This window comes from Priestia abyssalis (assembly GCF_002019595.1).
In the GTDB taxonomy this organism is placed as follows: Bacteria; Bacillota; Bacilli; order Bacillales; family Bacillaceae_H; genus Bacillus_BA; species Bacillus_BA abyssalis.
In genome coordinates this window covers 1,087,630-1,100,245 of sequence record NZ_KV917369.1, presented here as the reverse complement: position 1 = coordinate 1,100,245, position 12,616 = coordinate 1,087,630, and the positions used below count along the sequence as shown (strand labels likewise).

Annotated in this window: 12 protein-coding genes; 5 read left to right on the top strand and 7 right to left on the bottom strand. The window is 41.2% G+C overall.

Annotated elements, in window-relative coordinates:
• The first annotated feature begins 36 nt into the window (after positions 1-36).
• Positions 37-1,449, top strand: a complete 1,413-nt coding sequence (gene glcD / locus BK575_RS05075) for a glycolate oxidase subunit GlcD (RefSeq protein ID WP_078409191.1) — start codon at positions 37-39, stop codon at positions 1,447-1,449.
• Positions 1,446-2,780 carry a (Fe-S)-binding protein gene (locus BK575_RS05070; RefSeq protein WP_078409190.1) on the top strand — a complete coding sequence of 445 codons (1,335 nt, stop codon included), beginning with the start codon at positions 1,446-1,448 and terminating at the stop codon, positions 2,778-2,780. The genes glcD and BK575_RS05070 overlap by 4 nt, the downstream gene beginning before the upstream one ends.
• Before the next feature lie 223 nt (positions 2,781-3,003).
• On the opposite strand, the gene phaC is transcribed toward BK575_RS05070, so the two are convergent.
• The 3 genes from phaC to phaR all read right to left on the bottom strand — a co-directional run bounded on the left by phaC (position 3,004) and on the right by phaR (position 5,754).
• The gene (gene phaC, locus BK575_RS05065; RefSeq protein WP_078409189.1) at positions 3,004-4,092 is read right to left on the bottom strand and encodes a class III poly(R)-hydroxyalkanoic acid synthase subunit PhaC; all 1,089 of its coding nucleotides are present in this window, start codon (positions 4,090-4,092) and stop codon (positions 3,004-3,006) included.
• A 188-nt stretch (positions 4,093-4,280) separates the two neighbouring features.
• Positions 4,281-5,024 carry an acetoacetyl-CoA reductase gene (gene phbB, locus BK575_RS05060; RefSeq protein WP_078409188.1) on the bottom strand — a complete coding sequence of 248 codons (744 nt, stop codon included), beginning with the start codon at positions 5,022-5,024 and terminating at the stop codon, positions 4,281-4,283.
• Between the two features lie 112 nt (positions 5,025-5,136).
• Positions 5,137-5,754, bottom strand: coding sequence for a polyhydroxyalkanoic acid synthase subunit PhaR (gene phaR / locus BK575_RS05055; protein WP_078414648.1), 618 nt, complete (start codon positions 5,752-5,754; stop codon positions 5,137-5,139).
• Between the two features lie 383 nt (positions 5,755-6,137).
• On the opposite strand from phaR, the gene phaQ reads away from it, so the two are divergent.
• The 3 genes from phaQ to BK575_RS05040 all read left to right on the top strand — a co-directional run bounded on the left by phaQ (position 6,138) and on the right by BK575_RS05040 (position 7,775).
• Entirely contained in the window at positions 6,138-6,575 is a 438-nt protein-coding gene (phaQ, locus tag BK575_RS05050; protein WP_268877701.1) for a poly-beta-hydroxybutyrate-responsive repressor, read from the top strand.
• 173 nt (positions 6,576-6,748) lie between these two features.
• Positions 6,749-7,261: a polyhydroxyalkanoic acid inclusion protein PhaP gene (gene phaP, locus BK575_RS05045; RefSeq protein WP_078409186.1), complete on the top strand. Its 513-nt coding sequence runs from the start codon at positions 6,749-6,751 to the stop codon at positions 7,259-7,261.
• A gap of 316 nt (positions 7,262-7,577) precedes the next feature.
• Positions 7,578-7,775: an alpha/beta-type small acid-soluble spore protein gene (locus tag BK575_RS05040; protein WP_078409185.1), complete on the top strand. Its 198-nt coding sequence runs from the start codon at positions 7,578-7,580 to the stop codon at positions 7,773-7,775.
• Between the two features lie 41 nt (positions 7,776-7,816).
• Here BK575_RS05040 and BK575_RS05035 read toward each other — a convergent pair whose 3' ends face one another.
• From BK575_RS05035 to BK575_RS05020, 4 genes are all read right to left on the bottom strand, one after another.
• Entirely contained in the window at positions 7,817-9,262 is a 1,446-nt protein-coding gene (locus BK575_RS05035; protein ID WP_078409184.1) for an anti-sigma factor domain-containing protein, read from the bottom strand.
• Complete coding sequence (sigI, locus tag BK575_RS05030) at positions 9,259-10,008, bottom strand: RNA polymerase sigma factor SigI (RefSeq protein WP_078414647.1); 750 nt, start codon at positions 10,006-10,008, stop codon at positions 9,259-9,261. Before sigI ends, BK575_RS05035 begins: the two co-directional genes overlap by 4 nt.
• A 277-nt stretch (positions 10,009-10,285) precedes the next feature.
• Positions 10,286-11,470 carry a DUF5667 domain-containing protein gene (locus BK575_RS27950; RefSeq protein WP_139367967.1) on the bottom strand — a complete coding sequence of 395 codons (1,185 nt, stop codon included), beginning with the start codon at positions 11,468-11,470 and terminating at the stop codon, positions 10,286-10,288.
• 221 nt (positions 11,471-11,691) lie between these two features.
• Positions 11,692-12,492 (bottom strand): TerC family protein, encoded by an 801-nt coding sequence (locus BK575_RS05020; protein WP_078409183.1) that lies wholly within the window; start codon positions 12,490-12,492, stop codon positions 11,692-11,694.
• Positions 12,493-12,616: the final 124 nt, after the last annotated feature.

The window sequence follows — 12,616 nt, the reverse complement described above, 5'->3', positions numbered from 1 at the left end:
ATATACTCTACGTCTTGAGAAAAGGATGAGAAACAGATGATTACAGCGAATATAAAAGCAATGCTGACAGCCATTGTCGGCCAGGAAAACTATGATGATTCCAAAGCCGAACGACTTGTTTATTCATATGATGCGACTCCCCAGTTTCAATCGATGCCGGACGCCGTCATGGCTCCCCGCAACACGAAGGAGGTCGCAGAAATCGTAAAAGTGTGCAATGAGCATAAAATACCGCTCGTTCCTCGCGGTTCAGGAACGAATCTTTGTGCAGGTACATGTCCAACAGAAGGCGGCATCGTCTTGCTGTTCAAACACATGAATCAAATTCTAGAAATAGATGAAGAAAATTTGACGGTCACGGTACAGCCAGGTGTTATTACACTCGACATGATTAACGCCATTGAAGAAAAAGGGCTGTTTTATCCTCCCGATCCAAGTTCGATGAAAATCTCGACAATAGGCGGCAACATCAATGAAAACTCCGGCGGCCTTCGCGGTTTGAAATACGGAGTGACACGCGACTATGTCATTGCGCTTGAAATCGTTTTGGCTAATGGTGACATTATCCGTACCGGCGGAAAGCTCGCAAAGGATGTAGCCGGTTATGATTTAACACGTTTGTTTGTCGGCTCTGAAGGCACGCTTGGCATTATTACAGAAGCAACCCTCAAGCTTGTGCCAATGCCTGAGACAAAGAAAACGATGCTGGCTTTATACCAAGACATTGATGCAGCTGCCCGTTCGGTTTCAAAAATTATCGCTAACAAGATAATTCCTACTACACTTGAATTTTTAGACAAAGCCACGCTTGAAGTGGTAGAGGATTTTGCTAAAGTTGGCCTTCCGACAGATGTGGAAGCTGTTCTGTTAATTGAACAAGACGGGGCTCTTGAGGTTGTTGACCGCGATATTCAAAAAATTGCTGAATTGTGTAAAACGGAAAATGCGGTATCCGTGGAAATAGCCCAATCTGTAGAACACGCAACAGCATTGGCGACGGCACGACGTTCTGCACTATCAGCGCTCGCTCGCTTAAAGCCGACGACCATCTTGGAAGATGCGACCGTTCCGCGTTCCGAAATTGCGAAAATGGTACGGGCCATTAACGACATTGCAGCAAAATATGATGTGAAAATTTGTACATTCGGCCATGCCGGCGATGGAAACCTTCATCCAACATGCCCGACTGATTCACGTAATCATGACGAAATTGAGCGTGTAGAGAAAGCCTTCGCCGAAATTTTTGAAAAAGCGGTAGAGCTCGGCGGCACAATCACAGGTGAACATGGGGTTGGCGTGATGAAAGCCCCTTATCTGGAACTGAAACTCGGCCAAGAAGGAATTGCAGCCATGCAGGGTATTAAGAAGGCATTTGATCCAAATAACATCATGAACCCAGGAAAAGTCTTTGCTAAAGAATCTCGTAAACGTGTGGTGGTAACAAAATGACAACAGTGAAAGAACGTGAAACCATTCAAAAGAAATTTAAAGAACGCATGGACGAAGACCAATTGCTGAACTGTATGCGCTGCGGCTTTTGTTTACCGTCTTGCCCGACGTACACCGAGTCAGGTTATAAGGAGTCTCATTCTCCTCGAGGACGAATCGCGCTAATGAAAGCTGTCGTCGACGGTTTAATTGAGCCTGATGAAGATGTAGAACGAACGCTGGAGCTTTGCCTCGGCTGTCGTGCGTGTGAGCCTGTTTGTCCGTCTGGTGTCAAATATGGTCATCTTCTCGAAGAAGCTCGTGATATCATCAATCAAAACAAAAAGCACTCTTTGCCTGTAAGAGCGGTGCGTAAAGTCGTATTTGAAGAGCTCTTCCCCCATCAAAAACGAATGCGTACATTAACGGGATTAATCGGGCTTTACCAGCGGTCCGGCTTGCAGACCTTTGCCCACAAAACGGGACTCATCAACATCCTGCCAGATCATTTAACATCGATGGAAAAGGTGCTTCCAAAGGTGTCACCCATGAAAGAAATGAAGAACCGCCCTACCCACCTTCAAGCAGAAGGCATAAAGAAAAAACGGGTGGCATTCTTCTCCGGCTGCTTAATGGATACGATGTTTTTAGACACGAACAATGCGACGATGAAACTTCTTCAAACAGCGGGATGTGAAATTGTCATTCCCGAAAATCAAGCATGCTGCGGCGCCCTTCACGGCCACAGCGGTGAAAAAGACGGAGCAAAAGAATTAGCGAAACGCAATATTCAAGCATTTGAAGATTTACAGGTGGATTACATCATCACAAATGCCGGGGGCTGCGGGGGGTTTTTAGTTGAGTACGATCACTTATTGAAAAACGACCCGCAATGGAAAGACCGCGCCAAAGCTTTCGTTCATAAACTGAAGGACATTTCATCCGTACTCATAGAACTTGAATTTGACAAACAGCCGCTTCGTCTTCCAGCTCAAGTCGTGACTTATCAAGATTCCTGTCACCTGCGAAACGTGATGCGAACATCAGGAGAACCAAGAAGTTTATTAAAAGCTATCGAGGGCGTCGAGTTCCGCGAAATGAAGGGAGCCGACAGCTGCTGCGGTTCTGCTGGTATTTATAACGTAGTGGAATCGGAAATGTCAATGCAAATTTTAGACCACAAGATGGAACACGCGAAAGCCACGCATGCCGCCACCATCGTTACGGCAAACCCCGGCTGCTTGCTGCAAATGAAACTCGGAATTGAACGGGAAGGTTTATCTAACAAAATGCGTGCTGTTCATATTGTAGATTTATTATTGGAAGCAGCGGAATTCGCTAAAAAAAGTTAATTAGCCATTTCCCTTTCTTTACCCTCTCTAACAAGCAAAAAAACGTTATGAATCCTTTTTTAGCTCTTGTCAGATTAAATAACCAAAGAAAGAGACAACATGGTGGATACGTATAAAGGAAACTTCCATTAGCGGGGGCCTTACTGCCCGTTAATGAGGGATAAACAAAAAAGGTGTACAAAAGCTACAGCTACGCGGCTTTTGTACACCTTTTTGATTTCTCTTATTTAGAGCGAGGTTCTAACCAATCCCCAATCGACGGGTAAGTTTCTTTTACGGCTTTTGGACCGAATACTACGGAAACGTGTCCTGTTTGCAGCAATTTGAATTCTTTATCCTTACTGGAAATTACATCCATTAAAGCTTCCACTTGATGAGGCATCGCGATATGGTCACGGCTTGCCGCAATATTCAAGACATTAGCTTTAATATTGGATAAGTCCACTTTACGTCCGCGAATAGTAAGTTCCCCATTGATGAGCTTGTTTTGCTGATAGAATTCGCGAATCCACTGGCGGTAGGCCTCACCCGGGAATGGAATTCCATCTCCCACCCACTTTTGCATCAGCTTCCAGCTCTCAACAAAACGCTGGTTTTCAGAGCGGTCAACAAGCGTCACATATGGACCGTAAAAATTAGTGATCGGCTTTAACATTTTGTTTCCGAAGTCGATCATTTCAGGAGGAACATTTCCTAATGTGTCCACCACTTTATCAACATTGAAATAACGCTCATCTAAAAATGAACCATATAAGCCTGTATCGGAAAAATCAAACGGGCTTGTCATAAAAATTAAATTCTTGATTGGAAGCTCTTCATTTAAAGCAGCAGAGATGGATAACATTGTGCCGCCCATACAATAACCAAGAATGGACAAATCAGAAGCACCTGATGTTTTCAACACTTTTTTGGCCGCTCTTGGAATATAGTCCAAAATATAATCATCAAGCTTCATGTCTGCATCTTCGAGACCCGGTGTACCCCAGTCAAGCAAATACACATCAAATCCGCGCTCAAGAAGATATTCAACCAGACTGTTTCCTGGAGTCAAATCCAAAATATACGGTTTATTAATCAATGCATATACCATTAAAATCGGAGTACGGTGCACCTGCTCTTTCTTTGAAGTATAGCGGTACAGCTGCGCTTTATTTTTCTTCCAAATGACTTCTTTCGGTGTTAAACCGACTTCCGGCTCTGCTTCTGCTGTTAAAATTTCAATTGCACGCTTAAAACGGCGCGCGGACTGTTTATATTCCTTCGGCACGGATTGCATCATTTTTTCCCATTCTTGTATAGGTGATACTGCCATGTTCCTTCACAACCTTTCAAAAAAGTCAGAGTATTGTCCCAAAACCAATACATGTAATTTACACATATATAGCAGTGAAAAAAGTCAGGGAAAAACCAGTTACATGTCCGCTCGAGACACTCCTCGTTCAACAGAGGGTGTCATCGAGCCGGATCCTTGTACTGTATATGTTGATTTCCCTAACTTAATTACATGTATAATCCGCCGTTGATGTTTAACTGCTGACCTGTAATATAAGCGCCGTCTTGGCATAAGTACACAATACCGCGGGCGATTTCTTCCGCTTGTCCAAAGCGGCGTTTTGGAATTTTTGACACGATTTGCTGACGGATATCTTCTGGAATGGCCATAACCATTTCTGTTTCAATGAAACCAGGGCAAATAGCGTTAACTGTTACATTTGTTTTTGCAAGCTCAAGTGCTAAAGACTTCGTGAAACCAATCATACCTGCTTTTGCTGCAGAATAGTTTGTTTGACCAAAGCCGCCCGCTTGACCGATGATGGAAGAAATATTGATAACACGGCCACCCTCAGATTCAAGCAAGTATGTAAGAGAAGCTGTTGTTGTATTATAGACACTGTTTAAGTTTACATCGATTACTTTTGTCCAATCTTCATGAGAAAGCTTTTTAAATGAACGGTCACGTGTAATACCTGCATTATTTACAAGAATATCAAGCTGGCCGAATGCTTCTTTTGTTTCTTCTACAAGGCGTTTTGCTTGTTCTGGATAAGAAACGTCTGCTTGGATTGCAATGCATTCGCCGCCGTTTTCTTTAATTTCGTTTACTACTTTCTCTGCTGCCTCTGCACTGCTGTTGTAGTTTACAGCGACTTTTACTCCATGAGAAGCAAGCTCTTTTGCGATTGTTGCTCCGATCCCTTTTGATCCGCCTGTTACGATTGCTACTTTACCCTCTAATGTCATCATGAAAAAAATCCCCTTTGCTTCAGCTAGTAATTTTTTAATGTATCTTGTTGTAGTAAATTTATATAATTCTGCATCTTACAGCAGGTACTACCCATTCACTTTGTTATTACAATTACTTTTGCTGCCCCTTTGTTTCTTTAACAGGTGCCTGTGCTTTAATAGGCTCTTTCGTATCTTTTGCTGCAGCTTGCTCTTGAAGCTTTAATTGTTCTTGAAAGGATGCTTGTAACTGTTTGTTTTGCTGCTGCAACTTTTGTTGAAGCTGTTCTTGAAGTGTGCTTTGAAGTTCATTTTGAAGCTTTGATTGAAATTGCTGCTGTTGTTCAATAGCTTCTAAGACTTGATCAAGCTTCTTTTCGAGAGACTTAACGTCAGTTTTAATTTTGTTTAATTCGCGTTTATAAAGTGCGCTGTTATCTTGAGTCTGTGCATCGTGCCATTCATCCAAACGGTCTTCCAATGCTTCTACTTTTTCTTCCACATTGATGACTAATGATGCAACGTTAGCAACATCATCTTTTGTCGGGATATTCACTTGTTGAAAATAACGGCCCGTTGTTTCGTTCAACGCATGATGATATTGAAGATTTAAATTGAGGACGTTCCCCATCCATTGAGAGAATTCCTCTTTATTCATGTTTTCGCCAAGTACCTTGCCCCAATAAGACTCTGTCTTATCATACATTTCCTTCCACGCCAAAAATGGATCGTATACTTTCTGTTGATCCAAAATTTCCATCTCCTTCCGTTTCATGTAAAAGTGATGGCTTGCCTCAACTTTTATACCTTTTACCATTTAGAAATGATAACAGCAAAGCTTCCTGTTCACTTTTGTCGATTGCCAACAGATGTTCCGTATCTTGCTTGTTTTCATGCTACTCCCTTATTATAAAAGGTGTAACGGGTTTAAACAATTCTAAAAATTTAGCTTTTTTTGATAAGTTTTGTTGATAATTGTCGAATTTATTTAATGAATTGTGAACTTTTTGTAAATGGTATGAAACGAGTTGACTTTTGGTCCATATAAGTGTAAATTACACATAGATTAAAAAATGCGGAGATTGAAAAATGACTCCAGTCCATTTGGATAGAGAAAAAACGGGGGGATCCACCTTGTCGGAAAATCAAGATAAAAAAAGCGGAACACAAACCAATTTAGAAAAAGCCATCACGGGCGCTCCTAAAAATTTTATGATCCCTTTTTTGCTGTTAAGTTTACGTAACTGGAATCTCCATGGCTACAAACTAATTCAGCAACTGATGAGCTTTGGATTCACTTCCGTCGATCAAGGAAATGTGTATCGCACATTGAGACAGCTGGAAAAGGATAACTTAATTAAATCGGAATGGGACACTTCATCAGACGGGCCCGCACGCCGCATTTACTCGATCACTGATGCAGGCGAGCAATATTTAAAGATGTGGGCATCATCATTAGAGCAATATCAAAACATGCTGAATTCTTTTTTCACTATGTATACTGATATGTTCTTTCCATTTAGCACATCATCCAAACAGCAAAAAGATGAGTCACAAAAAGATAAGAAATAGGGATTCGCACAGTCTGTTTGCAGCTGTGTTTCCAATATAAAAAATGAAGGCTGCTTAGCGACTTTCGTTGGAATGTTGATGGTATGGACATCTATGAACACTCTCAATTATGCATCTGTTTTCCTTTCAACATACGCTTTGCATGGCCAGTGAACCTAGGGAGGAATTTTCTAATGTCAGCAGTTAAGTATGATTCTGTAATTGATGCTATGTGGGAACAATGGTCAAAAGGTTTCAACACTCTTTTAGAAAACAACAAACAAGTCGAGCAATGGACTGTAAAAGCTTTGGAACAGCAAAAGGAATTCGTCAACAAAGCCTTGGAACAAGCTCAACAAGTAGACCATCAATGGAAGCAAGAGGTTGAACAGCTTCAAGCAAAGGTAAGCGAAAACTTGCGTAAAACAGCAGGAAATGTTGCGGCTGACTCTTATGATCAATGGGCAAACCGCGTTCATGAAGTAATCCAGAAGCTGCAGCAAGTATCTATAGATCAAAACAAAACAAGCTATCAGTTTGTTCAACAAGCGCAGGAGCAATACCAACAAACGCTCTCTCAAGTAATCGAAGAGCAACAAAAAGCTCGCGAAGAATTCCAGCAAGTATCAGACGCTTATGTCGAGCAACTAAAAGCTTTGCAAAAATCTTTTTTACAATCAGTTGAACAATATTCACTTGTAAAATAACAACCAGACTGGGACACAACCAACCGTCGTTAACGTATAATTAAAACCAAAAAATCTCTTCTATTCATAAGCATCCCCTTGCTTCATAAATAGAGTGAGAGTAAACGGAAAAGCCGCTTCTTTTCCATCACAGCAAAAAGCCGTATCTCCTGGAATTGGAGATACGGCTTTTTGCTTTACATTTATCCTGCATTAACGGATTGGGATGGGAGAAATCACCTTAACATGGATTACCAGTATGGAATATAGCCGCTCTGAAATAATATAGATACAGCGAGAAATCGTTGCAAAATCCTCTTAAGGAGATGAATAGAAAGTGGCTAGAAATACTAACAAATTGCTTGTTCCTGGTGTAGAACAATTCTTAGATCAATATAAATATGAAATTGCTCAAGAGTTTGGTGTAACGCTTGGCTCTGATACAGTTGCACGCAGCAACGGTTCAGTTGGCGGAGAAATCACAAAGCGTCTTGTAGCTCAGGCACAAGCACAATTAAGCGGAAAAACTAAATAAACATGGCTAAGCCGAAGCATACATGCTTCGGCTTTTATGTACTATAATATTTGATCGTGTTTATGCGGGCGATCTTTTTTGTGATCTTCCTTACCATTCCAACGCTCACGTTGATTCTCTATTTTCGCGGGCTTAGAATGAGATTGTTCAGGCTTTTGTTCCTTTTCTCGGAAAACAGGTTCCACACGTCCCTCTTCTCTTTTGGATGAAGAGTTTAAATGAGAGGGTTTCGGTCCATTTTTCTTTTCATTATTTTCTCGTTCCTCATGTCTTTGTCGAAATGAGGAGGGAGCAGAAAAAGCAGGCTTCTTTTCCGTCTCGTTTCTCATTTGTTTTTCTTTCTCTACTCCGGGCGTTTTTTGGTGAGAAGGATGCTTTTCCTTCTCTCTATTAGCGTTCTTGCGCTTTTCGTTCTCTTTTTTGAAGGAATTACGCCCTTCCCATCCGTCATTGCCCTTTTGTTTTTCTTTCTCTATTTCAGGCCGCTGATAAGAAGCAGAAGTCGATTTCTTCTGCTTATCATCAGCATCCTTTTGTTTTTGCTTTTCTTTTGCTTTTTCAGCAGGCTGCGGAGAAGGTTTTAACTCTTTTTCTCCGCCTTTTGGCAATTCTTGTTTATTATTCAATTTCGACTCAATCTGCTGCTTGATTGGTTTTAACGTTGAATTCGCCTTCTCTGTTGGCTGTTCCTCTTGTTTTGCTGGAGAAGGCGATAAGTTGTTTTTTCCTTTTTGAGAAGGCTGAGGGTTTACCGGCTCTTTTGAACCGCTTTTATGAACACTATTCGGTTTCACAGGTTTTGACTTCGATGCCGGCTTTTGTTTTATTTCTTCTTTTCTCAGCCATGTACCGGTGGAGACACCGAGCTCCACTGCTTTTTCCCGTACCTCTAAAGAACTTTTAACCGTTTCGATTGTATAAGGCTTTTTCTTCCACTCTTCTGTAACAGATTGGATATCTGTCTGTAATTGTTCCTTGTAGTCTTTCTTTTCTTTTTTAAAGACCGTCGTAATGAGTACTTCTTTTTCTCTTTTTAAGTACCCTTGGTGTTCGCTTGCCGCCAAAATTTTTGAAGTCACCTCTTCAACCGGACGATGCTTCCACTCTTTTATGCTGGCGACTAATTTTTTGGCATCTTTGTTAAAAGTTTGTATTTCTACTACTTCAAATTGACGATTGACCCCCAATTCCAAGCTCGGGTTAATATCAATAGACATGTACGCATACACTTGCTGCTGCAGATAATAAGGAAGGAAAAAAAGCAAAAGTGCAGCTGCAGCAACAGAGCTGAGAACAGCTCTTCTCCATGAACGTCTCTTTATCTTTGTTTCGGAGACGTCAGGTTGGCCTTCGATGAGGGGAAAAAAGAGGATTTCCTCTCCCAATTCATATTGGCGCTCTTCATGTCTACTTCGTAAAAACTCGCCATCAGGGGTTAACATCGTTACATAATCTTCTGTAATCTCCATGACAATGCCCTTTTTCAAGACCCGAGCACCCCTTTTATATAATCTTTTAAATAGACATAATCCCCCGCTAAAACGATGGCAATCGCGATAATATATTTGCGGTTGCGCTCAATTGTCTTGCGACTTACCGTTACGTGTTTCTCTACTAATCGAATTGGTATTTGTTTCTTTTTAAACAGCTTTTCGCGAAGCTCTTCATGATGAACGATAAACTGCGCCACTTCTATTGCGTTAACACGTGCGTCAGCATGCTTTGGCGACTGCTCCACAATCTCGGATAAAGTCATATCAAACTGTTGCAGCACTTGATGAAAATGAACAATCTCGTCTTTACGCAATTCTTGTTCCATCTGACGAACATATTCATCAAGCGATAAATTCGCTTCGAGCTTTGTTTGAGAGAAATCCTCGTTCTCCTCGTCACACGCATGCAAATGCAGCGTTTGCATGCGTGCCTCTTTACGAATATAGTCAATGACGCGGCGCTTAATAATGAGCTCTGCAAAAGCAAGCAATGAACTTCCTTTTTCTTTTGTATATTTTTCTATAGCTTCATTAAAAGCGATGAGACCAATGCTGAATTCGTCATCTGTTTCTTGTATATATCTTTTGCAAACGCCCGAAACCGTCTTAGCGACAAACGGTTTATATTGCTCGATGAGTTCATTTTGCAGTGCTATATCCCCTTGTTGAATCCTTAGTACCGTATCTTCGAGCGTTTTCTTTCGGCCGATTTTAAACAGTACACTAAGCAATGGTTTCACCTCTTGTCCATACATCATTCGTTCCACCTGTCGTTTTTACGGGTGTACTAGGATGAAAAAATAGTCACCTTTCTGTGGCGACTATTCATTATAACGCAAATCCCCTTAGTTTGACCATAATTCCCAAGTATGATTCCTTTTACAATAAAAAACAAGGAGCTGAATACCAGCTTCTCCATTTTAATGTACAAGAAAATCTCCCACGCATGGAAATGCTACTTCATGGCAAGGAGTGCCCTAAAGCGAACGCTTCGCTTTAGAGCACTCCCATTTAGCCTTATTCTTTATCTGCTTTGTTTTCATGCTTTTCTTTTGCTGCTTGTTGTGCTTGCTTTACTTCGGCTTTTGCTGCTTGTTGTGCTTGTTTTACTTCAGCTTTTGCTGCTTGTTGTGCTTGTTTTACTTCAGCTTTTGCCTCTGTACGTGCTTGCTTCACTTCTGCTTTCTTTTCTTCACGTAATTCTTTTACTTCCGCCTTTTTGTCTTCACGTAATTGCTTCACTTCTGCTTTCGCCGCTTCTTTTGCTTGTTTCGCTTCCGTTTTCGCAACTGGAGCAACCGCTGGAACGACGTTCACCTCTTCTGCTTCTACTGCTTCGTTTTCAACATCCTCTTGAGCTGTCACTGTTTCTTCTGCTTCCTCTACAGTCGTTGTTGTTTCTTCTGTTACAGCCTCTTCTGTTTCTTCCTTAAGATCACCTAAAATCTCTTCAATTTCCGCTTTTAATTCTGCTTGCTCTTCTTCTAACTCAGCAAGACGGGCTAATTTGGCTTTAAGTTTGTCTTTTGCTTTTTTAATATTTTTTTCTAAAGCTTCCTTCGCTGGTTTGTCTAATAATTTTTCCATATTAGCTTGTAATGCAACAATGTTTTGCGCGATACTTTTTTCAAGTTCAGTTGTTGTTTCTGCTGCTTCTTCAGTTACTTCTTGAGTTTCTTCAGTTTTCTCTTCAGTTACTTCTTCATTCTCTTCAACTGTTTCTTCCTTTTCTTCGTCTGTGGACTCTACTGTCGCTTGTGCGTCTTCCATTTGCTCTAACGCTTTTGTTAATAGTTCAACCGCTTCTGTTTCTTTCCCATCCTCCATCAATGCTTCTGCTTCAGCGATACGCTCTGCAGCAAATTCTACTAAAAGCTTAGCTTCTTTGGTATCGTCTGCTGTAATCGCCAATTGGATTTTTTCCATCATTGTTTTTAGGAAATAAAAGAAATCACCAGGAACTAAAGAAGGTGCTACTCCCTCTTCTTTGGCATCTGTGATCTTATTTGCTTCTTCAGTAACTGTTTTCTCTGTTGCAGTTTCCGTTGTAACTACTTCCGTTTCAATCGATTTTCCGTCTCCTGTCATCACTTCGATAGTTTTTGGTTCATATGTATTCTCCTCTGCATATGTTGACATCCCCGCAAAAGGTGATGCTGCCAATACAAAGGCTAATGAGCTTGCTAATGTTTTCTTTTTCAATGTAACTTCCTCCAGTTCAAGTAATGGTCATGAATGTTAGCGCTAACCTTTATTCACTTCCCTATACTTGTACGGGGCATCAATAAAATTTACGGGGGCACCATAAAAAGTTTTTTTGTGGAAATTATATCCCACATTCTAAAAGATCATGGCCGGAATGAAAAAAGAGCCGCTTGGATGCCCCTGATTTTATAGGAGCTCCACCACTGCTCTTTTCCGATCTACTTTACTTTTTGTAATGTACGTTGTTCGCGTTCTTGCTCTTCTGTTTTTTCTTTTTGTTCTTTTGATAAGAACCAGCCGCCAGCTCCAATGGCCAGTAATACAGCCCAGAAAATTCCTTTCCATAAGGCAGATTCAGGGAAGTGATGGTCAATCACTGCAAGTTCTGGATGTGCAAGCGTATGAACGGCCAGCTTCACCCCTACCCATCCAACAATTAAAAACGCGGCCGTTTCAAGACCAGGGCGTTTTTGTAAAAGCTGTACGAACATATTGGCTGCAAAGCGCATAATGATTAACCCGATAAGCCCTCCGGCAAAAATGACGAGAAATTGTCCGCCATCCAATCCTCCGATGGTTGGAAGTGTAGTGGACGGGAGTGTCACTGCAAGTGCAACAGCTGCCAAAATGGAATCAATGGCAAATGCAATATCTGCTAACTCCACTTTTATAACAGTTGCCCAAAAACCCGATTCTTTTTTCGGCTTTTCCTCTTTAGCAGGACGATTTTTCTTGGCATAATGTTTCATAAGATGATTAATCGAAATAAACAGCAAGTACGCTGCACCAATTGCTTGCATCTGCCATACATCAACGAGAAACGAAATAAGAAATAATGAACCGAAGCGGAAAATAAACGCTCCTGCCAATCCGTAAAACAACGCTTTTTTACGTTGCTCCTCTGGCAAATGCTTTACCATAATAGCCATAACAAGAGCGTTATCCGCTGCTAAAATTCCCTCTAACGCAATGAGAACTAGTAAAACCCACCCGTATTCAAGCAACAAAGATATTTCCATCATTAATCTCCTCTCTTTTTCTTTGCTATTCTTTTCCCCTCAAATGGTCTTAGAAAACATAAAAAGACCTTTGCCATAAATGGCAAAGGTCTCGCTAAGCATTTATTATGCCAACAAAGCCGAT